The following is a 22,955-nucleotide window of genomic DNA, read 5'->3' as shown; positions in this document are numbered from 1 at the left end:
GCGATCGCTCCCGGGGCCGTCGTCGTTCTGGTCACGTCGTCAGTCGACGGGCAGGTGCCGGCGCCACCAGTCGAGCACGGCGGCGAACCGCTCGACGCGGTGGCGTGGCTGGCCCGAGCGGGTGAGCTCGTGGTTCTCACCGGGGAACACCAGCAGCTCGGCCTCGGTGCCCTGGCGCTTCAGCGCCGAGTAGTACCGCGTCGCCTGCTCGAGCGGGCAGCGGAAGTCGAGCTCGGAATGCATCACGAGCGTCGGCGTCGTCACCTGGCCGACGACGGCCATCGGACTCTGGCGGGCGATGTCGTCGGCTGAGATGCCCACGTACTCGTCGCCGAAGAACGATCCGATGTCGCTCGTGCCCTGGAACGAGACCGGCTCGAGGAAGCCCCGTTCCACGATCGCGCCCGCGAAGCGATCGTCGTGCGCGATCACCCAGGCGGTGAGGTACCCGCCGTAGGAGCCGCCCTGGACGCCGACGCGGTCGCCGTCGAGCCGGTCGTCCGCGGCGATGGCGCCCTCGAGGAAGTCGATGACGTCGGCGAAGTCGACGGTGCCCATCTGCTGACGGATGCTGCGCCCGTGGGCGCGCCCGTACCCCGCCGAGCCGCGGGGGTTCGAGTAGACCACGGCGTAGCCGGCATCCACCAGCACCTGCGTCTCATCGAAGAGGTGCACCCCGTACGACGCGAACGGACCGCCGTGGATCTGCAGGATGACCGGGAACGGACCGTCGCCCTCGGGCGTGGCGACCCAGCCGTGCACCGGGTAGCCGTCGCGACCGGTGACGGTCAGCTCGCGCGGCAGCGCGATCCCGGATGCCGCAGCCCGCGCGCCGAACGACGTCAGGGTGCGCGCGACGCCGTCGTCGACGAGCACGAGCTCGCCGAAGGAGTCGGGGCGTGCCACGGCGGCGACGACGCGATCGCCGACGGCGGCGTGGCCGTTCACCTCGAGGTCGCCGCCGAGGATCTCGGAAATGGCGCCGTCGCGGGCGACGCGGATCAGCCGCACTCGTCCGCGCGTACGGTCCTGCACGAGGAAGGCGTCGCCGACGGCCGTGATGTGGCTGCCCATCTCGCCGAGATCGATGTCGTCGACGTCCGTGAGGCGCACCGGGCTGCCCTCGTCGAGCAGCCACAGGCCGACGCCGGGCGCCACGAAGTCGACGCCTTCGCCCACCTCGTTGGCCAAGAGGGCGATGGTGCCGTCGTCAGCGACGTCGAGCGCCGACAGCGACAGCCCGGCGTCTGCCGAGAGCACTTCACGCTCGCCGGATCCGTCGACAGCCACCGCGATGACGCGATTGCGGAGGTCACGACGGTCCGGCTCGATCTCGTCGGGCACGGTCAGCAGCTCACGGCCGTCCTTCGTGAACACCAGGCCGCTGTGGGAGGTCGCCCCGTCGGTGAGCGAGCGCGCCTCGGCGGCCACCACGATCTTCTTCGGGGGCGTCTCGTCGTCGGGGCGCACGGCCGCGGCGGGCTCGTAGAACGGCTCCGAGTCCGGCTGGGGTGCGGCGATCACGAAGATGTGCGCAGGGCGGTCGCCGAGGTAGCCGAGGCCGTTCGCGTGCCAGCGCACACCCGTGATGTGCCGGGGCGCCTCGGCCGAGGCATCCAACCCCTCCACGCTGCCGTAGCGGCCCGTCTCGGGCACACGGGCGAGGTAGGCGATCGTCGCACCATCGGGCGACCACGCGAAGTCCTCGACACCCAGCACCGCGTCGGTGGCCTGCACCGGCTCGCCGCCGCCCGCCGCCACGACGTGCACCTGGGGCTTGCCCTTGGCGTCGCCGCGCACGAACGCGATGCGCGACGCATCGGGCGACAGCTTCGGAGAGCCGTCGGCGATGCCGCGGGTGAGGCGACGGGGCGCGCCCTCCGGAAGCTCCACGCGCCAGAGCTGGCCGACAGCCCGGTTGGCGGCGATGTCGGGGCGAGAGGAAGCGAAGACGGCGAACGAGCCGTCAGCGGCGATCTCGGGGCGTCCGACGGAGACGAGGGTTTCGATGTCGTGTGCCCGCACCGATCACTCCGTCCCGAACGACGCGACGTCGCCGACCAGACGCGTATTGTCGGCGGGCACCGGCTCGAGAGCGGCGAGGGCGACCTCGGCGGCGAACTCCGACACGTTGTAGAGCTTGCCCGCGTCCTCGCGACGGGCGGCGATCGCCCCCGGATTCGCACGCTCGAGCAGCGTCGCGGTGATGGTGCCCTCGATCATGTCGCCCGAGACGACCACGAACTCGACACCGCGCTCGGTCAGCGCGGGGATGCGCTCGCGCAGTGCGTCCTCGCCGGCGCGCTTGGACAGCGCGACCGGCTCGTACTCGGGCATCGTCGGGGTCGTGCGGATGAAGTGCGCCTGGTGGCTCGTGACGAAGACGACGCGCGAGCCCTCACCCAGCAGCGGCAGCGCGGTCTCGAGGACGCTCACCTGTGCATCGCGGTTGAGCAGCAGCGCGTAGTCCTCGGCCATGCCGGACTCCATACCGCCCGAGGCGTTGAGCACGAGGATGTCGAGGGTGCCGAACGTGCGGGCGACCTCGTCGAACATCGCCTGGACGGATGCCGCGTCGGTGAGATCTGCGCCGACCACCAGCACCTCGACGCCGAGGTCGCGCAGTTCCGTCGCGAGCTTCTCGGCCCGCGGAGCCTTGTTGCGGTAGTTGATGACGACGTTCGCGCCGGCCTGCGCGAGGTAGCGCGCGGTGTCGGCTCCGATGCCGCGGGACGAGCCTGTCACGAGGGCGGTCTTGCCACTCAGCGAGCTCTCGGGAAGCGGGGTGGATGTCTCAGTCACGTGTAGACCCTACCTGCTAGGTTCGAGAGCACAGGAGGCGCATCGTGGAGCTCATCGAGACGGTCGAACAGTGGGCATGGATCGGCTGGCTGGTGCTGATCCTGGTCTTCCTCGTGATCGAGATGCTGACGCTCGATTTCACCTTCCTGATGCTGAGCATCGGTGGTGTTGCCGGCCTGGTCGCCGACCTGCTGGGGGCACCCATCTGGCTGCAGGTGATCATCGCCGCCGCTGTCTCCGCGATCCTCCTGCTGGTGTTGAGGCCCCCTCTGCTGCGGCGGCTGCGACGCGGTGAGGACCCGACTCCGTCGAACATCGATGCCCTCATCGGCCTACGGGGCACCGTCGTCTCCTCCATCGGCGCGCACGGCGGGCAGGTCAAGCTCGCCAACGGCGACATCTGGACCGCCCGGACCGAGTCCGGCGACCTCGACCCCGGCACGCCGGTGCGCGTGAGCCGCATCGAGGGCGCGACGGCGGTGGTCCGCTCGGACTCCCCCACTCCCCTTCCCCCCACACCTGAGGACCCGCTCGCATGAACGACGTCAGTTCGGTCATCCCCACCGCGATCGGATGGATTCTCGCGATCGCGGTCTTCATCTTCGTGCTGGTCGTGATCTTCCGCTCCATCCGGATCATCCCGCAGGCCAGCTCCGGCGTCGTCGAGCGCCTCGGCCGCTATCACAAGACCCTCATGCCGGGTCTGAACCTGCTCGTCCCCTTCATCGACCGGCTGCGCCCGCTCATCGACATGCGCGAGCAGGTCGTGTCGTTCCCGCCGCAGCCGGTGATCACCGAGGACAACCTCGTCGTGTCGATCGACACCGTTGTCTACTTCCAGGTCACCGACGCCCGCGCCGCGACCTACGAGATCGCGAACTACCTGGGCGCCGTCGAGCAGCTCACGACGACGACGCTCCGCAACGTCGTCGGTGGGCTCAACCTCGAAGAGGCGCTCACCAGCCGCGACAACATCAACGGGCAGCTGCGCGTCGTGCTCGACGAGGCCACCGGCAAGTGGGGCATCCGCGTCTCCCGTGTCGAGCTGAAGGCCATCGACCCGCCCCACTCGATCCAGGATTCGATGGAGAAGCAGATGCGCGCCGAGCGCGAGCGCCGCGCGACGATCCTCACCGCCGAAGGCTCGAAGCAGTCGCAGATCCTCGAGGCCGAGGGCCGCCGGCAGGCCGAGATCCTCAAGGCCGAGGGCGACAAGCAGGCCGCCGTGCTGCGCGCGCAGGGCGAGGCCGAGGCGATCCAGACCGTCTTCGACGCCATCCACTCCGGCAATCCCGACGACAAGCTGCTGGCCTACCAGTACCTTCAGACGCTGCCGAAGATCGCCGACAGCGCCTCGAGCAAGCTGTGGATCATCCCGAGCGAGTTCACCGAGGCGCTCAAGGGTCTGACGGGGTCGTTCGCCGGTGTGATGACGGATGCCGCGGCCAAGGGCCGCGGGCAGTCCACAGGCACCGCGCCGGGCGGTGCCGCCTCGGGTGGTGCCGCACTGGGCGGTCCGCCGCCGGCAGTAACCCCGCCCACCCCGTGACCCACCCGTGGTTCGCCGGCGTTGCGACGCCGCGCGTTCTCGCGCACCGCGGGCTCGTGACGCCGGACGCCGCGCACAGCGGCGTGGTCGAGAACTCCTTCGCCGCCGTGGCCGCCGCGCACTCCGCCGGCGCTCTCTACGTGGAGTCGGACTGCCACCTCACCGCCGACGGCACGGTGGTGCTCTTCCACGATGACGATCTGTCGCGCGTGACGGGCGACCCGCGCAAGGTCGCCGCCGTCTCCGTGCGTGAGCTCGAAAGGCTCATGACGGGCCGCGGAGGACTGATCACGCTCGCTCAGGCTCTCGACGCCTTCCCGACCCTGAGGTTCAACCTCGACGTGAAGGCGACGGATGCCGCATCCGCGGTCGGCACGACGGTCGCGCCCTTCGGGGATCGCGTGCTGGTGACGAGCTTCTCGGACGAACGCCGGCGAGCCGCGCTGCTCGCGGCTGCCGCCGCCGGCGGCGGGGTGCGCCCTGCGACCTCCGGCGGCCGTGGCACCATCGCCCGGGTGCTCGCCGCCGTCGCAGCGCGGTCGGACCGCCTCGTGGCCCGTGCCCTGGGCGGCATCGACGCCCTGCAGGTTCCGGAGCGCCAGGGCCGAGTGCGCATCGTCACATCACGGCTGGTCGCCGCCGCCCACCGCCACGGCGTCGAAGTGCACGTCTGGACCGTCAACGAGCCCGACGACATGCGGCGCCTCGTCGCGATGGGCGTCGACGGCATCGTCACCGACCGGGCAGACGTCGCGCTGGCCGCACTCACTTAGCACGACCCGGTGACCGGGCGTCTGCCCCGCTGTGCATCCACTGTGAAAGGTCGATGAACAGGGGTGCTTCGGATGATCCGCTCAGGTCACTTCGTTATACCTATACAGCGACGAGAGGACCACAAAATGGCAGACCGCAGTCTGCGCGGCATCCGACTCGGCGCCCAGAGCCTACAGAGCGAAGAGGGCGTCGTGTTCCATGAACGCGCACAGCACATCTACACCTGCACCGTGTGTGGACGTGACACGACTTTGACCTTCGCGGCCGACGCCGAGGTTCCGCCCGCCTGGGAGTGCCGCACGTGCGGCGCCGAGGCGCTGCTGCGGGTGGGTGACGGCACTGCGACCGTCGATCACTCCGGTGACAAGACCCCCCGCAGCCACTGGGACATGCTGCTGGAGCGCCGCACGCTTCCCGAGCTCGAAGAGCTCCTGGAAGAGCGTCTCGCCTACGTGCGCGCCCGCCGCGGAGCAGGCGAGAACGTCACGGCGGACAAGCTCAGCGCCTGAGCCGCGATCCACGCGACGCCGGCCCTACGGGGCCGGCGTTTTCGCGTTTCCGCGGGCGCGCACTCCGGCCACGACGCCCAGGCCGGCGAGCACGATGACGCTGCCCCACGACAGGGCGGCGTTGATCCATGGCCCGATCACCACCGCGGGAGTGAGGCCGGTCCGCAGCGGCACATCGGTGAGCATGTGCCCGGGCGCGTCAGCCACCAGCCCGTCGATGGTGGTGCCGTCCGGTGCGATCACCTGGCTCGTGCCGACCGTGGAGAGGTTCACGACCGCGCGTCCGGTCTCGATGGCGCGCAGCCGCGCGACGGCGAGCTGCTGGAGGTTCTCGTCGGTGCCGCGGAAGTCGGCGTTGTTCGTCTGGAACAGGTAGACCTGGGCGCCGTCCGCGGCGCCCTCCCAGATGAGCGCGTCGTAGATCACGTCGAAGCAGATGGCGAGGCCCGCGATGGTGCCGTCGATGTCGAAGACAGGCGCGTTGGTGCCCGGCGTGTAGTCCCGGCCGATCATGCCGATGAGGTCGGGGGCGATCGCGTCGTAGAACTCGCGGTCCGGCACGTACTCGCCGAAGGGCACGGGATTGCGCTTGTCGTACGTCTGCTCGATCCCCGTGCCGTCCCGCCAGAGGAACGACATGTTGAAGTACTCGTCGCCGCGCTGATCGACCCGGTTCGCCACCAGCGGTGCACCCAGCTGACGCGTGACCCGGTCCAGCGCGGCCGCGGCGGCGACCGAGCCCTCGGGGTCGAGGTCGACGCTTCCCTCCGGCCACAGCACGACGTCGACGTCCTCCGAGCCGAACAGCGGCTTGGTGGCGTCGTACTGCGACTCCAGCACATCGCCCGCATCGCGCACGTCGAAATAGCCTGCCGGGCCGTTGCCCTGCACACTGGCGACGCGCATGGTGCCGGCCGGCGTGGTCGCCCAGGCCGGGACGGCCAGCATCGCGGTGGCGATCAGCGCGAGCACGGCGACCGGCAGGAGCCATCGGACGCCGCGGGCCCCGCGCCGACGCGGCGCACGGGCCAGCTCGACCCCGGCGGCGACGACGGCCACCACGAGGAACGTCAGTCCGGCGGTGCCCGTCCACGAGACGACCTCGGCGAAGGGACCGTTCACCTGTGAGGTACCCACGCGTCCCCAGGGGAAGCCTCCATAGGGGAATCCGCCGGAGACCGCCTCCCGCGCCGTCCAAAGCCCCGCGACCAGCAGCGATGTCACCAGCACGCGGCCCCGGCGCGGCACTGTCCGCGGCACCCACCGGTAGGCCAGGGCGATGAGCGCCGCGCCGCCGGCGACGAACAGCGCCTCCAAGCCCGACAGCGCCAGCCACGGAATCGGGCCGACCCAGGCCGCCGTGAAGTCGAGGTTGAGCAGGTAGAACGCGAGGCCGAAGACGAGTCCGGTGAGCAGGGCCGCGCCGACGCGCCGGCCGATCAGCGACACCAGCGCCAGAGCGACGGCGACCCACGCCATCGGCCACCACGCCAGCGAGGGAAGGGCGACGTCCAGGAGCGCTCCGCCGATGCCCGACACCACCAGGGCGGCCCAGAGCGGCATCAGCGGGCGCGGCAGCGGTGGACGGGACGGCGCGTCGGGTGGCACGGATTCCACCCTAGGCGAGCCTGGAGGAGACCCTCGCCCGCGTCGGACGCCCTAGACGGTGGAGTAGGCGACGATGCCGCGCCGTACGGCATCCAGCGCCCTGCGTGCGGTTCCGGCGATCGGCTGGTCGGCGACGATCGACAGCTGGTCGAGCAGATCGATCGTCTGCTTCGCCCACCGCACGAAGTCTCCCGCCGCCATGTCCGCCTCGGTCAGCACGCGGTCGAGCGTGCCGCCGCGCGCCCACGAGTGCATCGCCAGCGCCAGACCGGCCGAGACAGGCTCAGTCCCGGGAAGGCGGTTCTCCTCCTCCAGGTCCTGGAGTTCCTGCCACAGCGAGATGGTGGCGTCGAAGGCCGGCCGGAATGCGCCGCGAGGCAGACCCCGCTCCCCTGGACCGGCGTCGTCGCGCCGCGGCTCGTACACGAGCGAGCAGGCGAGGGCCGCGAGGGATGCGGCATCCAGATCTTTCCAGATCCCCCGGCGCAGCGACTCCGCGACCAGCAGATCACGCTCGCCGTAGATCCGGCGCATCGTGCGCCCCGACGGCGTGAGTGTCGTCGCCCCGTCGTCGGCGACCACGACATACTCGAGTGCCGCGAGCACGTCGACGACGCGATCGAAGATCCGAGCCACCGTGCCGGTGCGGGTGTCGATCTGACGGCGGATCTTGTCGATCTCGCGCTTGAGCCTCCAGTAGCGCTCGGCCCAGCGCGCATGGTGCTCCCGGTCGGGGCACTGATGGCACGGATGCCGCAGCATGCGCTTGCGCAGGCTCGCGATCCGTCGCTGCCGCTCGTCGCGGGTGCGCCGTGCGGCGCTGACGTCCTTGCGGTTCACCTTCTCGAGGTCGCTCAGCTCACGGCGGATGCCCGAGTACTCCGCGAAGTCCCCGCGATCGCACGTCATCGCCTTCTCGTAGCCGGCGAGCGAGTCCTCCTGCTCGCGCACCTGCCGAGCGAGCCCCACGACAGCACGATCTGCCTGGAACTGCGCGAACGACGACTCGAGGATCTCTCGCGCTCTCGCCCGGCCGAACTGGTCGATGAGGTTCACGGCCATGTTGTAGGTCGGGCGGAAGCTGGAGTTGAGCGGATAGGTGCGCCGCGACGCGAGCGCGGCGACGGCCTGCGGATCGAGGGCCTCGGTCCACTGGACGACCGCGTGGCCCTCCACGTCGATGCCCCGGCGCCCGGCGCGCCCGGTGAGCTGGGTGTACTCCCCCGAGGTGATCGCGACGCGCGCCTCGCCGTTGAACTTCTCGAGCTTCTCGAGCACGACGGTGCGGGCGGGCATGTTGATGCCGAGCGCCAGCGTCTCGGTGGCGAACACGACCTTCACGAGCTTGCGCTGGAACAGCTCCTCGACGACCTCCTTGAAGGCCGGCAGCAGTCCCGCGTGGTGCGACGCGACGCCGCGCTCGAGGTTCTCACGCCACTCCCAGAAGCCCAGCACCGCGAGGTCCTCTTCGAGCAGGCTGCGGGTGCGCTCCTCGATGACGGCCCTGATCTCGAGCCGCTCCTCCTGTGACGTCAGCCGCACGCCCGCCCGCCGTACCTGCTGCACGGCCGCGTCGCAGCCGACCCGGCTGAAGATGAAGAAGATGGCGGGCAGCAGGTTCGCCCGCGACAGCAGCTCGACGACGTCGGGGCGATCCAGCCGCTCGATGCGCTGCACGTTCGCCGAGCGCACCGGCCGCTTGTTGCCCCGGCTCGGACGCCGGCGGGATGCCTCGTACCCGCCGCCGGCGTAGTGGGCGCGTTCACCGCGGTCGCCGCTGCGCAGCTGCTGAGCGCGTCGGTTGTTCTCGAAGGTCGGACCCTTGAACGAGCGGATCCGCATCAGCTCCTGGTTCACCTGCGCGGTCGCGATGCCGGCGCGGTCGTCGAACAGCGGCAGGAGGTCGCCCCTGACGAGCACGTGCTGCTCGAGCGGCACCGGACGGGTCTCGGACACGATGACCTCTACCGCGGGATCGCCGTCGCTGCCCCCGCGCACGGTGTCGAGCCAGTCGCCGAACTCCTCGGCGTTCGACACGGTCGCCGACAGCGACACCAGCCGCACGCTCGGCGCGAGGTGGATGATGACCTCCTCCCACACCGCGCCGCGGAAGCGGTCGGCGAGGTAGTGCACCTCGTCCATGACCACGTACCGGAGGCCGCGCAGCGCCGGAGAGTCGGCGTAGAGCATGTTGCGCAGCACCTCGGTCGTCATGACGACGATGCGCGCGTTCCCATTGATGTTCGTGTCGCCGGTGAGGAGACCGACGTCGTCGGGTCCGTAGACGTCCTGCAGCTCACGGAACTTCTGGTTCGACAGCGCCTTCATCGGCGTCGTGTAGAAGGCCTTGTCTCCGGGCGTCTGCATGGCCAGGTGCACGGCGAACTCGCCGACGATGGTCTTGCCGGCGCCGGTGGGCGCGGCGACCAGGACGCTGCGCCCGTCTTCGAGCGCGCGGCATCCCTCGATCTGGAACGGGTCGAGGGTGAACCGCTGCGATGCTGCGAACGCGGCCGTGAGCGGGTGGGTGCGGTCGAGCCGGGCAGCGTCGGTCGCTCGTGCATAGCGCTCGGCGGGAGCGGGGTCGGTCACGTCACCTCGGGCGGCAGGACTCCCGCAGCCTTATCGCGCTTCGCCTTGCGCCGGTCGAACAGCATGGACAGGCCCACCGCGGCGAAGTACAGCACGCAGAGGATTCCTCCGAGGAGCAGCATCGAGGTGACGTCCGCGGCGGGAGTCGCCATCGCTGCGAAGATCGTGATCACGATGATCGCCACTCGCCAGCCCTTGAGGATGTCGCGGCCCGACATCACGCCCGCGAGGTTCAGGGCGACCAGGAAGACCGGGGTGACGAAGGACACCCCGATCACCAGCAGAAGCTTGAAGACGAAGTCGTAGTACGTGGCGTAGTCGTAGAACTGGGCGATGCCCTGGTCGTCGGGCACGAAGTTCGCCATCAGCACGACCATGTGCGGCATGATGAGCCAGCCGACGAAGAGGCCGGCCATGAACAGCGGGATCGCGGCCAGGAGGAAGCCGATCGTGTAGCGGACCTCCTTGCGGGTGAGCCCGGGCATGATGAACGCCCAGATCTGCCACAGCCAGACCGGCGCAGAGATCAGCAGGCCGATCGCGAACGCGATCCGCATGTGCAGGTCGAAACCGCTCGCTACGGTCGTGAAGTTGAGGGCGATGTCCTGCTCGCCCCGCTCCGCCGCGATCTGCACGATCGGCTGCGCGAGGAGATCGATCACCCAGCCGCTGATGATGAACGCGATGACCATGCCGACCACGAGGCCGGCCGCAGCAATGAAGAATCGCTTCCGCAGTTCGCGCAGGTGCCCCCCGAGGGACATGCGCTTATCGCGCCGAGGCTGATCGGGCTCCTCGATGCGCGGTGGCTCCGTGGTGACCACGCCGGGTCAGGAGGACGGGTCTGCGGTGCTGCTGCTCGGGCTCGTGGGGATGTCGGCCTTCGGAGTCTCCGACGCCACGTTCTCGGCCTTCGGCTTGCCCGTCGTGTCGTCGTCCTTCATCGCCTTCATCTCGCCCTTGAAAACCCGAGCGGACTGACCGACGCTCTTGGCGAGGGCCGGGAGCTTCGCAGCCCCGAAGAGGAGCAGGATCACCGCGAGGATGATCAGAAGATGCGGCCATCCGAATGCGCCCATGCGGAGTCTCCTTGTCGGTGCGGATGTTGGTCCAGTGTAACCCTGTCGCGGCGACTCCGAGTCGCCCTCACCGGTACTGCGCCAATCCGGCTTCGGCCCAGTCGGCGACCGCACGGCGCGCGGCAGCGGGTTCGAGCACCTCGACGGCGCCGCCCCGGCGCGCAGCGAGGCGCCGCAGACTCAGTTCGTCCGCGACGCGCATGGTGGCGATCGTGACGCCGTCGGACGTCGCGAGCGTCGCACGGTCGAGGTAGTCGCCCAGCAGGGGCGCGACATCCTCCGCGAAGCGGATGCGGGCGACCACGTCACCGGCGTCGGTGTCGAACCAGTCCGGCGCCTGCTCCCCCGCGTGCGTGCTCGGGATGCCGGTGAGCTCCAGATCGCTCACGCGGTCGAGGTGGAACGTGCGCATCGCCTCGCGGAGATGGCACCAGCCCTGCAGGTACCACTGCCCGCTCGCGATGTGCACCTTGACGGGGTCGACGGTGCGGGTCGTGGGACCAGCATCGGGGGCCTTGTAGGTGAACGAGACGGCAACGCCTCGCCGCAGGGCGTCGGCCACGAGGTCGCGCACCGCGTCGACGGGCTCCGGGGCGAGGATCACCTCGGCGGGGGTGCCGGAGGCTCCGCGAGAGAGCTTCGCGAGGAGACCCGCATAGAGGTCGGTGTCGCCCACGCCCGGGATGGAGCGCGCCAGCTGCAGCCCCGCGAGCAGCGCGGCCGCCTCGCGGGCGGTGAGCTTCGGCGACCTCTCCAGCCCGACCGCGTTCGTGATGACGATGAGGTCGCGCTCGTCGAGGAGGTCCCAGTCGATGTCGAAGAGGTCGTTCGACATCTGCCAGTAGCCCCGGTCGCCGGGCAGGCCGATGACGGTGAGCTTCTCGACCATCGAGCGCATCTGCTCGGGCGACACGTCGAATTCGTCGGCGGCCTCGGCGAGCGACACCTCGCCCTTGCCGATGAGGTACGGCACGAGCTGCAGCATGAGGGCGGCGCGATCCGTCGCCACGAGCGGCCGCTTGGCGGTCATGACGGGCTCCCCGCGTTCATGCCGCCGCCGTCGTGCAGCGCACGGGTGGCCGCGAGGCGATCGATCACGCGATCGCGCAGCTCCACCGGTGCGACGACGCGCACCTCCGGTCCGTACGAGGCGAGCTCGTCGGCGAAGATGTGGACATCGACGTAGGGCACGCGGATGCCCTGCTCGGCCGGCTGCGCCCGGCGGGCGAGCCGCAGTGCGGCCTCGGTGCCGGGGTTGACCTCCAGGAGAGCGGAGTTGCGCGCGGCGACCTCGTCGAGACCGGCGAGGGCGCGTTCGCCGGCTCCCTCGCGGAGCGCAGGGTCGAACGAGGCCCGCGTCTGCGAGACCGGCCCGACGATGCGCTGGAGGAGGAAGGTGCGATCGGCGGCGACGTCGAGATCGATGCCGAACACGTGCCATCGGCCCTCGTACTCGATCAGCGCCAGCGGCTGGATGCGACGCGTGCGCGGCGCGTCCTCCCCCGGCTTGAGGTACGGGAAGGTGACGACGCCGCTGGACTCGATCGCCTGCTGCAGTGCGGGAAAGGCGGGGTCGCGCAGGCTCAGGCGGGGTGAGAAGCCGATGATGGGCTCGTCCACGAGGTCGCCGAGCGCCCGGATCTTGCGCAGCCCGCTGCGTGCGTCGTCGGACATGGAGCTCTGACTCCACACACCGCCCGCAAGGGTCAGCAGCGCCAGCTCGGCAGGAGTGAACTCGATGTCTTCGGGAAGCTCGTACTCGGCGGTGGGCACGCGGTATCGCGCCTCGCGCAGGTCGTCGGGGTCTGCCCAGTCCCCGATCGTCTCGATCGGCACACCGAGGCCCCGCAGCGACTCCTTGTCGCGCTCGAACATCTTCTCGAGCGCATCCTTGGATGCCCCGGCCTCGCTCTGCTCGCGATAACCCGCGACGGACGTCAGGATGGTGTCCTTCGTCAGCCCCTGGTCGGTCGCGATGAGGGCCACCACGAGGTTGACGAGACGCTCCTCGGGTGGGATCTTCGCGGCGGCGGTGGCGGGCACCCAGCTATCTTAGGGCCGCGCGCGGCACCGCAGCTGAACCCCGCGTCACTCCTCGGCGGCGACGTCCAGACCGAGGATGTCGATCACGAACACGAGCGTCGAATCCGCGGGGATCGCGCCCTGCGCCTGATCGCCGTAACCCTGGTCGGGCGGCACCACGACCATGACCTGCGAACCCACCGTCTGGCCCTCGAGAGCCTGGGCGAAGCCGGGCACGACGCCGTCGAGCGTCAGCGACGCGGGCTCGCCGTCCCAGCTGCTGTCGAACGCCTCGTCCTCGCCCCAGACGACGCCGGTGTAGTGGACGCGCACCGGCTGGTCTCCGGTCACGGTCTCGCCCGTGCCCTTCTTGAGCGTCTGGACGACGACGTCCTCGGGCGGGGTGCCGTCGGGGATGATCAGGCCGGGCCGTCCGTCGGGAGCGCGCACGACGCTGGGCAGGCCGAATCCGCTGTTGAACTGGTTCTGACCGTCGGCGGCGGCGAGGTAGACCTTGCGCACGTCGATGACCGCGACGGCGGTGTCATCCTCGGCCAGTCCGAATCCCTCTGCGACACCGTCCGCCATGTCGCCGGGTGACAGGGCGACAGCGACGCGCGAACCCTCGGTCGCACACTGCAGCGCCTCTTCGAAGCCGACGAAGTTCGTGGTCCACTGCGACGGAGACGAGACGGTCGACAGATCGCCGTCGTAGGCCGTGGCGACGATCGGCTCACCGGTCGCACCGCTGAACAGGGCGACATCGATGACCATGAGCTGGTTCTGCGCGGTGATCGCGGTTCCGTCTCCGGTCACCACGTCCTCGTAGCCCAGCTGCGAGGCGTGCAGCGGCGTGTACACGTCGACCTCGGGCTGGTCGCCGCTGTCGCCGGTGACGTCGATGAGGTCCATCACGTCGGCGTTGGAGACAGCGGGACGGGAGCAGTCGGACGAGCCGGGCAGCGAGCATCCGGTCAGGCCGACGGTCACCAGTCCCAGGACAACGAGGGCAGCGGGGATCTTGCGCACCGGATCAGTTTAGGCGGACTCGTCGGAGGCGTCTGAACGCCCAGCCGCCTGGCGGGCGCCCTCGGCCGCGCGCTCCGCCTCGCGGACGCGCTTGCGAAGGTTCTTGTCGGTGATCTGCCGATCGCCGACAGCGCCGGGCGTCCACAGTTCGACGTCCTCGTCGCCGTAGCTCGACTTCGAGGCGCGGCGCTTGACCTCGGGCGCGACGGCGCCCGGCGCCAGCCGGCGCGCCCAGATGAGGAAGCCGGTGTGCGCGACCATGCGATGGTCGGGACGCACCGCGAGCCCCTCGACGTGCCAGCCCCGCACCATGGTCTCGTTCGCGTCGGGCTCGGTGAAGAGCCCGGTGCCACGGATGTACTCCGCCACGCGGCTGAGCTGCGTCGCGGTCGCGACGTAGCAGACGACCACGCCGCCGGGAGTGAGGGCCTCGGCGACCGCGTCGATGCACTCCCACGGGGCGAGCATGTCGAGAACGACGCGGTCGACGGATGCCGCCGCCACCGCGTCGGTCAGCTCCTCTGCCAGATCGCCGACGACCACGTCCCAGTTCGGCGGCACCTCTCCGATGAAGGTCTCGACGTTGGCGCGGGCGACGGCGGCGAAGTCGTCGCGGCGCTCGAACGACACCAGGCGTCCCGTGGCGCCGATCGCGCGCAGGAGCCACAGCGACAGCGCGCCGGAGCCGACCCCGGCCTCGACCACGGTGGCCCCCGGGAAGATGTCGGCCTCGGCGAGGATCTGCGCGGCATCCTTCGGATACACGATCGCGGCGCCCCGCGGCATCGACATCACGAAGTCGCGCAGCAGCGGCCGCAGCGCCAGATACTCGTGGCCGCCGCTGTTGGCGACCACGGAGCCGTCCGGCTGGCCGATGAGCTGCGTGTGCTTGAGCACGCCGTGATGGGTGTGCAGCTCGCCGTCCTCGCGCAGCGTGATGGTGTGCAGGCGGCCCTTCGGGCCGGTGAGCTGGACCCGGTCGCCGAGGCGGAACGGGCCGCTCGGACGATCCACAGTGGGTGCGAGGGTGTGCGTCATCGGGCGATCTCCTCGGCCGGATCGGATGCGCGGGCACGATGCGCCGCGTGGAAGTCGACGATGTCGTCGACGCTGCGTCCGTCGAGCGTGTCCCACAGCGTGTGCGCACCGGCGCCGGTGAGCGACACCATCAGCGGGACGCCGATGACCGCGGCACCGGATGCGACCGCGGAGCGCAGGCCGTTCGGGGAGTCCTCGATCGCCACCGTCTCGTGGGGCGCGACTCCAAGTGCCTCGCAGGCCTGGAGGTACGGATCGGGGAACGGCTTCGGGCGCGTCGCATCGTCGCCCGCGATCACGACGTCGAACGCCTCGAAGTCGATGAGGTCGACGACCGTCTGCGCCATGCGTCGCATCGACATCGTCACCAGGCCGGTCTTGATGCCCGCCTCCCGCAGACTCGCGAGCAATTCGCGCGCCCCGGGACGGAACGGCACACCGGTGACGGTGAGCTCCCGCATGACATGGTCGGTGAGGTGGTCGATGATCGCATCGGCGCTCATGCGCACCCCGGCCGCCTGCAGGATGCGCGCGGAATCCTCCAGTCCCAGACCCACGAGGCCGAGTGCCTGCTCGTGCGACCACGTCCCGCCGAAGCTCTCGATGAGGGGCGTCTCCGCCGCCATCCAGTACGGCTCGGTATCGACGAGCGTGCCGTCCATATCCCACAGGACGGCGGAGAGTCGGGGCGCATTCACCGTGCAATCCTACCGACGGGGCTCCGGCCCTCCGTCGAGAGGGGGGCATATCCTGGAGGGAGCCCGCGGCCGATGCGGGCGGAGGGGGTCCCGTGGACGGACTGGGTCGTCGTGTTCTCGTCGCTGCATTCGACGGATGGAACGACGCGGGCGAAGCCGCGTCCTCCGCGATCACGCAGCTGCGCGAGGGCGGCTCGTACGAGACCGTTTTCTCGGTGGACCCCGAGCTCTACTTCGACTACCAGTACACCCGTCCCCACATCGCCGCCGACGGCGACGGCCGCCGCACCCTCCGCTGGCCGGAGGCATCGCTGCTGCGCCCCGCGCGCGCGACGCGCGGCACGCAGCTGTGGCTGCTCACCGGCGTCGAGCCGGCCCGCGCCTGGCAGGCGTTCTCGTCCGAGTTCATCGACATCGCGCTGCGGGAGGACATCACCGGCTTCATCGCGATCGGCTCGATGATGTCGGACGTGCCGCACACGCGACCCATCTCCGTCTTCGCCGGCAGCGACAACGAGAACCTCCGGAGCACCCTCGAGCTCGAGCGCAGCTCGTACGAGGGTCCGGTCGGAATCCTCAGCGTGCTCGGAGACGCGGCGGAGCGCGCCGGCATCCCGACGGCGAGCCTCTGGGCGAGCGTGCCGCACTACGTCGCCGGCCACACCCCGTCGCCCAAGGCGACGCTCGCGCTGCTCGACAAGCTCGAGGACCTCACCGGCGCGCCGGTGCCGCGCGGCGACCTCGCCACCGAGGCTGCGGCCTGGGAGGCCTCCATCGACGCGGCCGCCGCGGACGACGAGGAGATGACCGACTACATCCGCCAGCTCGAGCGGACCCGCGACACGTGGGATTCGCCCGAGGCGTCCGGCGACGCGATCGCGCAGGAGTTCGAGCGGTACCTCCGTCGCTCCGACGGCAAGCCGGGCGACGGGCCGAGCAAGCCGGGCCGCGACGACCCGCGCCGCTGAGCGGCATCCCTTCTCCGCTTTCGGTCGTTGAGCGAGCTTGCGAGACGAAACGTCTCGAACCGACGCCGAACGCCGGGTGCAGGCGTTTCGTCGCGCTCGTTCCTCGCTCGCTCGACGACCGAGATCGACGTCAGGGGTTGATGACGCCCATGCTCAGCAGCACGAGGAGCAGTGAGCCCAGCGCGACGCGGTAGAGCACGAACGGCAGGAAGGTGTGCTTGGAGATCCAGTTCATGAAGAACGCGATCACACCGAGAGCGACGATGAACGCGATGCCCGTGGCGACAGCCGTCTCACCGAGCGTGAACACGCCCGGCTCGCCGAGGCTCTTGAACAGCTGGAAGAACCCGCTGCCGAAGACGGCCGGGATCGCGAGCAGGAACGCGTACCGGGCGGCGGCGGCGCGCTCATAGCCCATGAAGAGCCCGGCGGTGATGGTGCCGCCGGAGCGCGACACGCCCGGGATGAGGGCGAGCGACTGCGCGAAGCCGTAGATCACGCCGTGGCCGATCGTGATGTCCTGGAGCTTGCGCTTCTTGGCGCCCACGTGGTCGGCGATGCCGAGCAGCACGCCGAAGAAGATCAGCATGCCTGCCGTGATCCACAGCGACCGCAGCACGGTCTCGATCTGGTCCTGGAAGAGCAGACCCAGCACGACGATCGGGATCGAGCCGATGATGATGAGCCAGCCGAGCTTCGCGTCGGGGTCGTTGCGTGGGATGCGACCGGCCAGCGCCCGGAACCAGTTGCCGATGATGCGCACGATGTCGCGCCAGAAGAAGACCACGACCGCCGCCTCCGTGCCGATCTGCGTGATCGCGGTGAACGCCGCACCCGGGTCCTGCGCCGACGGGAGGAACTCGCCGAGGATGCGCAGGTGCGCGCTCGACGAGATCGGGAGGAACTCGGTCAATCCCTGGACGAAGCCGAGGATGATCGCTTCGAGAAGCATGGACGCCTTTCAGCCGGGCACGGCGGATGCCGCGAGCCGCGGCACCCGTCGGGTGTTCAGTAGGTGCGGAGCAGATCGGTGAGCACGGCCTGGCCGAACACCAGCGCGTCGATCGGCACGCGCTCGTCGACACCGTGGAACATGCCCGTGAAGTCGAGGTCGGCCGGCAGGCGCAGCGGCGCGAAGCCGTACCCGGCGATGCCGAGCGTCGCGAGCGCCTTGTTGTCGGTTCCGCCGCCCATGAGGTACGGCACGACCGGTGCTCCCGGATCGTGGCGTCCGAGTGCGGCGACCATGGCGTCGACGAGGTCTCCAGAGAACGGGACTTCGAGGCCGATGTCCTGGTGGACCACCTCGACGTCCACGCCGTCGCCGACGACACGGCGGATGTCGGCCAGGGCCGCATCCTCGGTGCCGGGCAGCACGCGCACGTCGATGAGCGCCTCGGCGCGATCGGGGATGACATTGTGCTTGTAACCCGCGACCAGGCCGGTCGGGTTGGTCGTGGTGCGCAGCGTCGAGCGGAGGAATCCGGATGCCGCGCCCGTGGCGGCGGCGACCGCGTCCGGGTCGTCGGGGGTCTGGCCGGTGAGCTCGGCCAGGCGCTCGGTCATCTCGCGGGTGGTGTCGGTGAGCGTCACCGGCCACGCGGTGCGTCCGAGCGCCGCGACGGCCTCGGCGAGCCGGGTCACCGCGTTGTCGGAGTGGAAGCTGGAGCCGTGGGCGGCGCGGCCGCGCGCGACGAGGCGGATCCACACGAGGGCCTTCTCCCCCACCTGGAGGAGGTACGCGTGGCGATCGCCGAGCGGGATGGAGTATCCGCCGACCTCGCTGATCGCCTCGGTCGCTCCGGTGAACCAGTCCGGGCGGTGCTCGACGACGAGCGCGGAGCCTTCGACCCCGCCGTTCTCCTCGTCGGCGAAGAACGCCAGCACGAGGTCGCGCTCGGGCTGCTCTCCGGCGCGGAGGAGGTCGGCGACCGACGTGAGGATCATGGCGTCCATGTCCTTCATGTCGACGGCGCCGCGGCCCCACAGCATCCCGTCGCGGACGACGCCCTCGAACGGGTCGACGCTCCAGTCCTCGGCGATCGCGGGGACGACGTCGAGGTGGCCGTGCAGCACGAGGGCGGGCTTGTCGCTGTTGCGGCCGGGCACCCGCGCCATCACGTTCGTGCGACGCGGGATCGGCTCGTAGAACTCGGGCTGCAGTCCGAGATCCGACAGATAGGCGCCGACGTACTCGGCTGCCTCGCGCTCGCCCGCGGCGCGCCCGCCACCATGGTTCGTCGTGTCGAAGCGGATGAGATCCCGTGCCACCGAAGCGACTTCGGGGAGGCCGAGATCGGGTGAAGGCATGCGGACAAACCTACCGGACCGCGTGACCGACGCGTTTCGAGGCGGTCGCCTGCGGCGCCGCCTCGAAACCACCCCGCGCGTCGCGGATCAGTGGACGACGTACATCGCGCCGCCCACGACGAAGGTCAGCAAGGTCGTCCACGCGACGATGGCCAGTCCCTGCCAGAAGAGGATGCGTGCGGTCTTCACGCCCGCACCGGCGAGCATCGTCGCCGTGAACTGCGTGGGGAGCAGCAGCGGTCCGAGCAGGCTGACGCCGGGGACGCCGTAGCGCTCGAACGCCCGCTGGAACTTGGCCCTGCGCGCCGACCCGCGCTCGCCGCCGACCTCCGGCGAAGGGACCTCGCCGGCGTCGCCTCCGCCGGCGGCGACGAGACGGCGGGTGCGGGTGCGTGTGACGACGGCCGAGCGCGTCCGCGCCGTCAGCAGCACGAGCACGGTGACGCACACGAAGTTGCCGATGATGCCCGCCGCAGCGGCGATCGCGGGGTGGATGCCGCCGATGATGCCGATGACCGCCGCGCCCTCGCCCTCGATGAAGGGGACGGCGCCGGCGGCGGCGACGATGAGCGGCTGGACGAGGTCCGGCACCTGGGCGACGAGGTCCTGGAAGGTGTCGACGAGACTCATGACGTGCTCCTGATGGTCGATGCGGGCTGATGCTGATGGCGACGGTGCCCGGGGTTCTCCGTCGCAAGACCAGTCCACCGGGGCACCGCGGATGCCGGAAGTGCCGTGCTGTCACCGCTCTCCGTGCGGTTCGCACGTCCCGGGGGTGACATGTGTCATGGACCTATGGTGGGACGCATGAGCACCTCCCCTGTGCAGGCAGCGGACACCGAGACGGCGGCGCAGCGACGCGGACGGCTGCGCCTGTCGCGCGGGATCACGGCGACCTGGTGGTACACCGTCTCTGCGGTCGTATTCCTCGAGTTCATGCTCGTGGCGGTCTGGACGGGGGCGCTCGCCGGAGCAGGTCGCAGCACCGCCGCGATCGCGGCGGTCGGCCTCGGCGGCCTCGTATGGTGGGTCTCGACCTTCCTGCTGATGCGCGACTACCGTCAGCGCACCGAGCACGAGCAGTTCGTCCCCCGCCCCCTGGTCCTGGTCTCGCTGCTGATCGCCGCGTGCTTCGGACTCATCGCCGGGCTCGTGTCGGGACTCTGGCTCCTGGGCGTCGTCCCCCTCATCCAGACGTCGATGTTCCTCAACTGGCCCTCCGGGGTGCGGCTGCGCGTGGTCATCGCCGCGACCGCGCTGCTCGTCGTGCTCTGGTTCATCGACGGCCGTCTGGTCGTTCCTCCTGGTGCCGGGTCGGCCTGGTGGCTGTCGGGGTTCTTCTCGGTGTCCCTTCCCTCGATGACGGTGCTGACGCTGTGGTGGTGGGACGTCCTCATCACGGTCGACCGCGCCCGCGCCTCCGAATCCCGGCTCGCAGCCACGCAGGAGCGCCTGCGCGTGGCCACCGACGTCCATGACCTGCAGGGTCACCACCTGCAGGTGATCGCACTTCAGCTGGAGCTCGCCGAGCGCCTGATGACGAACGACCCGGACGCGGCATTCACGCAGCTGCAGGCGGCTCGGCGCAGTGTCGACGCGGCGCGCCAGGGCACCCGTGACCTCGCCCTGCGCTTCCGCTCGGTGCCGCTTCCGGATGAGGTCGCGAACGCCGCCGACCTGCTGCGTGCCGCAGGCACGTCGGTGAAGGTGACGGTGGATGCCGACGCGGACCAGGCTCCGGCATCCGTTCTCGGTCCTGTCATCCGCGAGACCACCACCAACGCGCTGCGCCACGGCGGCGGCCGGTGGGCGCGCCTCTCGCTCACGCGCGACGCGGACGCCTGGCGCTACGAGATCGAGAACGACGCCGCGGAGGCGCTTCCGAGCGCCGACGGCGCGGGACTGGAGGGCATCGCCCGTCGAGTCGAGGACGGCGGCGGGACCGTCGAGACACGGCGCGGCGGGCAGGAGTTCGCCGTTGTGGTGCGCGTCCCGGTGTCGCCGGAGGGATCGCGGTGATCCGGGTGCTCCTCGCGGACGACGAGGCGATGATCCGCTCCGCGCTGGCGGCCCTGCTGCGCCTCGAGCCCGACATCGACGTCGTCGCGGAGTGCGCCGACGGAGAGGAGGCCCTCGCCTCCGCCCTGCGCCTCTCCCCCGATGTCTGCCTCCTCGACCTCGAGATGCCCGGCCTCGACGGCGTGGAGGTCGCCGCGCGGGTGACGCGCGCCGTCGCCACGCGCTGCATCGTCGTGACGCGGCACGCACGCCCCGGCGTGCTGCGGCGGGCACTGGCCTCGGGTGTGTCGGGATTCCTCCCCAAGTCGCGCGGGGCCGACGAAGTGGCGGAGGTCATCCGGCGTGTCGCGGCAGGCGGACGCTATGTCGACCCGGAGGTCGCCGCCGACGCGCTGAGCGACGAACGCTCCCCGCTGACCGATCGCGAGCTCGATGTCCTCCGCGCCGGGCGTCGCGGCGAGACCACCGGGCAGATCGCGCGCACGCTCTCGCTCGCGCCCGGAACCGTGCGCAACCACGTGTCGGCTGTGCTGAGCAAGCTCGCGGTCAGCACACGTCAGCAGGCCGTCCTGATGGCCGAGGAGCGCGGCTGGATCTGAAACCGAACAGCGTCTCCCCGCAACGAAGAAGGCCCCCTTTCGGGGGCCTTCTTCGTTCTGTGCGCGAGGGGGGACTTGAACCCCCACGCCCTATACGGGCACTAGCACCTCAAGCTAGCGCGTCTACCTATTCCGCCACCCGCGCAGGTGATTTCGGGTTTCGCAACCGAGGAATGACATTACCACGTCACCCGACGTTCAACGAATCGCGGGGCACCCGGGCGCGTCACCCCATCGAGACGCCGAAGAGCAGGCCGAGGGCGTACGTCACGGCGGCCGCGCCGAACCCGATCGCGAGCTGACGCAGGGCACGGCGGAGCGGCGGCGCGCCCGACAGGACGCCCACTGCAGCCCCCGTCGACATGAGCGCGATGCCGACCAGGACCAGTGCGACAACGACGGCGGTGATGCCGGAGAGCCCGAAGATCCACGGCAGCACCGGGATGATCGCGCCGGAGGCGAAGAACAGGAAGCTCGACAGCGCCGCGGCCCAGGCGCTGCCCACCACTTCGCCGTGGTCGGGGACGGCGATCGGCCCGGTGTCCGCGCGGCCCTTGCCCGCCGTCCGTGCGGCTTCGACGACGCGCCGGGCGCGAGCGGATGCCTCGGCCTCCGGCATCCCTCGCGTCCGGTACACGAGCGCCAGCTCGTTGGCGTCGATGTCGAGGTGCGGGATGCCGCTGTCGGCGAAGTCGCTCGGCTCGGTGGCCGTCAGCAGCTCGCGCTGCGACCGCACCGAGACGAACTCCCCCGCCCCCATCGACAGGGCGCCCGCGAGAAGGCCGGCGATGCCGCTGAACAGCACGAACTGGCTCGACACCCCGGTCGCCCCGATGCCCATGACGAGCGCGAGGTTGGACACCAGCCCGTCGTTCGCGCCGAAGACGGCGGCCCGGAACGTGCCCGACAGGCGGCGTCGCCCGCGGGCGGCGAGGCCGCGCACGACCTCGTGGTGCACCTTCTCGTCGGCAGCCATCGTCGCGGTGGCGTACGGCTCGTCGTCGTAGGGCGAGCGCGCCTCGGCGTTCTGCGCGAGGGCCAGCACGAAGATCGACCCGAAGCTCTTCGCCATCGCGCCGAGCAGCCGCGTACGCACGTCCGGTCGCGGCAGCCGGGCGGGCTCTGCACCCAGCAGCTCGAGCCAGTGCGCCTCGTGGCGGCCCTCGGCCTCGGCGAGAGCGAGGAGGATCTCCCGCTCCTCGCCGGTTCGGCGGCCGGCGAGCTCGCGGTACACGTGCGCCTCGGCCCGCTCGTTCACGAGGTAGCTGGCCCAGCGGCGTCGATCGCGGTCGGTGGGTGCGGGGGGCGTGCTCACTCGAGCCTCCAGTCGGCGGTGCGGGACCCGTCAACGCTAGTCAG

The 22,955-nt window shown here is 70.5% G+C and carries 22 protein-coding genes and 1 tRNA gene; 7 read left to right on the top strand and 16 right to left on the bottom strand.

Annotation, left to right across the window (positions count from 1 at the left end; genetic code table 11):
• Positions 1-39: 39 nt before the first annotated feature.
• Together ABG085_RS08750 and ABG085_RS08745 are read right to left on the bottom strand one after the other, a co-directional pair.
• Positions 40-2,025 (bottom strand): S9 family peptidase, encoded by a 1,986-nt coding sequence (locus ABG085_RS08750; protein WP_347978993.1) that lies wholly within the window; start codon positions 2,023-2,025, stop codon positions 40-42.
• Between the two features lie 3 nt (positions 2,026-2,028).
• Entirely contained in the window at positions 2,029-2,802 is a 774-nt protein-coding gene (locus tag ABG085_RS08745) for an SDR family oxidoreductase (RefSeq protein WP_347978992.1), read from the bottom strand.
• 44 nt (positions 2,803-2,846) lie between these two features.
• On the opposite strand from ABG085_RS08745, the gene ABG085_RS08740 reads away from it, so the two are divergent.
• The 4 genes from ABG085_RS08740 to ABG085_RS08725 all read left to right on the top strand — a co-directional run bounded on the left by ABG085_RS08740 (position 2,847) and on the right by ABG085_RS08725 (position 5,634).
• Positions 2,847-3,341 carry an NfeD family protein gene (locus ABG085_RS08740; protein WP_347978991.1) on the top strand — a complete coding sequence of 165 codons (495 nt, stop codon included), beginning with the start codon at positions 2,847-2,849 and terminating at the stop codon, positions 3,339-3,341.
• The gene (locus ABG085_RS08735; protein ID WP_347978990.1) at positions 3,338-4,351 is read left to right on the top strand and encodes an SPFH domain-containing protein; all 1,014 of its coding nucleotides are present in this window, start codon (positions 3,338-3,340) and stop codon (positions 4,349-4,351) included. Before ABG085_RS08740 ends, ABG085_RS08735 begins: the two co-directional genes overlap by 4 nt.
• Positions 4,348-5,124: a glycerophosphodiester phosphodiesterase family protein gene (locus tag ABG085_RS08730; protein ID WP_347978989.1), complete on the top strand. Its 777-nt coding sequence runs from the start codon at positions 4,348-4,350 to the stop codon at positions 5,122-5,124. Before ABG085_RS08735 ends, ABG085_RS08730 begins: the two co-directional genes overlap by 4 nt.
• Positions 5,125-5,250: 126 nt before the next feature.
• Positions 5,251-5,634, top strand: a complete 384-nt coding sequence (locus ABG085_RS08725) for an RNA polymerase-binding protein RbpA (protein WP_347978988.1) — start codon at positions 5,251-5,253, stop codon at positions 5,632-5,634.
• 24 nt (positions 5,635-5,658) lie between these two features.
• Here the strand turns inward: ABG085_RS08725 and lnt are convergent, their stop codons facing one another.
• From lnt to ABG085_RS08680, 9 genes are all read right to left on the bottom strand, one after another.
• A complete protein-coding gene (gene lnt / locus ABG085_RS08720; protein WP_347978987.1) occupies positions 5,659-7,242 on the bottom strand; it encodes an apolipoprotein N-acyltransferase in 1,584 nt (527 codons plus the stop codon).
• A 51-nt stretch (positions 7,243-7,293) separates the two neighbouring features.
• Complete coding sequence (locus ABG085_RS08715; protein ID WP_347978986.1) at positions 7,294-9,834, bottom strand: DEAD/DEAH box helicase; 2,541 nt, start codon at positions 9,832-9,834, stop codon at positions 7,294-7,296.
• Positions 9,831-10,598 (bottom strand): twin-arginine translocase subunit TatC, encoded by a 768-nt coding sequence (gene tatC, locus ABG085_RS08710; protein ID WP_347978985.1) that lies wholly within the window; start codon positions 10,596-10,598, stop codon positions 9,831-9,833. Before tatC ends, ABG085_RS08715 begins: the two co-directional genes overlap by 4 nt.
• A gap of 66 nt (positions 10,599-10,664) precedes the next feature.
• Positions 10,665-10,913 (bottom strand): twin-arginine translocase TatA/TatE family subunit, encoded by a 249-nt coding sequence (gene tatA / locus ABG085_RS08705; protein WP_347978984.1) that lies wholly within the window; start codon positions 10,911-10,913, stop codon positions 10,665-10,667.
• Between the two features lie 67 nt (positions 10,914-10,980).
• The gene (locus ABG085_RS08700) at positions 10,981-11,943 is read right to left on the bottom strand and encodes a WYL domain-containing protein (protein WP_347978983.1); all 963 of its coding nucleotides are present in this window, start codon (positions 11,941-11,943) and stop codon (positions 10,981-10,983) included.
• Entirely contained in the window at positions 11,940-12,956 is a 1,017-nt protein-coding gene (locus tag ABG085_RS08695; RefSeq protein ID WP_347978982.1) for a WYL domain-containing protein, read from the bottom strand. The genes ABG085_RS08700 and ABG085_RS08695 overlap by 4 nt, the downstream gene beginning before the upstream one ends.
• Positions 12,957-13,001: 45 nt before the next feature.
• Positions 13,002-13,964, bottom strand: coding sequence for an FKBP-type peptidyl-prolyl cis-trans isomerase (locus ABG085_RS08690; protein ID WP_347978981.1), 963 nt, complete (start codon positions 13,962-13,964; stop codon positions 13,002-13,004).
• 9 nt (positions 13,965-13,973) lie between these two features.
• The gene (locus ABG085_RS08685; RefSeq protein ID WP_347978980.1) at positions 13,974-15,002 is read right to left on the bottom strand and encodes a tRNA (adenine-N1)-methyltransferase; all 1,029 of its coding nucleotides are present in this window, start codon (positions 15,000-15,002) and stop codon (positions 13,974-13,976) included.
• On the bottom strand, positions 14,999-15,700 hold the full coding sequence (locus ABG085_RS08680; protein ID WP_347978979.1) for an HAD family phosphatase: 702 nt from the start codon (positions 15,698-15,700) through the stop codon (positions 14,999-15,001). The genes ABG085_RS08685 and ABG085_RS08680 overlap by 4 nt, the downstream gene beginning before the upstream one ends.
• Positions 15,701-15,792: 92 nt before the next feature.
• Between ABG085_RS08680 and ABG085_RS08675 the strand changes: the two genes are divergently transcribed.
• Complete coding sequence (locus ABG085_RS08675) at positions 15,793-16,668, top strand: PAC2 family protein (RefSeq protein WP_347978978.1); 876 nt, start codon at positions 15,793-15,795, stop codon at positions 16,666-16,668.
• A gap of 130 nt (positions 16,669-16,798) precedes the next feature.
• Here the strand turns inward: ABG085_RS08675 and ABG085_RS08670 are convergent, their stop codons facing one another.
• The 3 genes from ABG085_RS08670 to ABG085_RS08660 form a co-directional block, all read right to left on the bottom strand.
• A complete protein-coding gene (locus ABG085_RS08670) occupies positions 16,799-17,620 on the bottom strand; it encodes an undecaprenyl-diphosphate phosphatase (RefSeq protein WP_347978977.1) in 822 nt (273 codons plus the stop codon).
• 56 nt (positions 17,621-17,676) lie between these two features.
• Entirely contained in the window at positions 17,677-18,978 is a 1,302-nt protein-coding gene (locus ABG085_RS08665; protein WP_347978976.1) for a M20/M25/M40 family metallo-hydrolase, read from the bottom strand.
• Between the two features lie 87 nt (positions 18,979-19,065).
• Positions 19,066-19,608, bottom strand: coding sequence for a small multidrug efflux protein (locus ABG085_RS08660; protein WP_347978975.1), 543 nt, complete (start codon positions 19,606-19,608; stop codon positions 19,066-19,068).
• 177 nt (positions 19,609-19,785) lie between these two features.
• On the opposite strand from ABG085_RS08660, the gene ABG085_RS08655 reads away from it, so the two are divergent.
• Together ABG085_RS08655 and ABG085_RS08650 are read left to right on the top strand one after the other, a co-directional pair.
• Complete coding sequence (locus ABG085_RS08655) at positions 19,786-20,997, top strand: histidine kinase (RefSeq protein WP_347978974.1); 1,212 nt, start codon at positions 19,786-19,788, stop codon at positions 20,995-20,997.
• Positions 20,994-21,596 carry a response regulator transcription factor gene (locus tag ABG085_RS08650; RefSeq protein WP_347978973.1) on the top strand — a complete coding sequence of 201 codons (603 nt, stop codon included), beginning with the start codon at positions 20,994-20,996 and terminating at the stop codon, positions 21,594-21,596. The genes ABG085_RS08655 and ABG085_RS08650 overlap by 4 nt, the downstream gene beginning before the upstream one ends.
• Before the next feature lie 60 nt (positions 21,597-21,656).
• On the opposite strand, the gene ABG085_RS08645 is transcribed toward ABG085_RS08650, so the two are convergent.
• Both ABG085_RS08645 and ABG085_RS08640 read right to left on the bottom strand, forming a co-directional pair.
• Positions 21,657-21,741 (bottom strand) — tRNA-Leu (locus ABG085_RS08645).
• A gap of 81 nt (positions 21,742-21,822) precedes the next feature.
• On the bottom strand, positions 21,823-22,911 hold the full coding sequence (locus ABG085_RS08640) for a VIT1/CCC1 family protein (protein WP_347978972.1): 1,089 nt from the start codon (positions 22,909-22,911) through the stop codon (positions 21,823-21,825).
• Positions 22,912-22,955 lie beyond the last annotated feature (44 nt).

The organism is Microbacterium sp. ProA8 (genome assembly GCF_039905635.1).
Classification (GTDB): domain Bacteria; phylum Actinomycetota; class Actinomycetes; order Actinomycetales; family Microbacteriaceae; genus Microbacterium; species Microbacterium chionoecetis.
The sequence above is the reverse complement of the archived record's forward strand: the minus strand, read 5'-3'. Positions and strand labels throughout refer to the sequence as shown.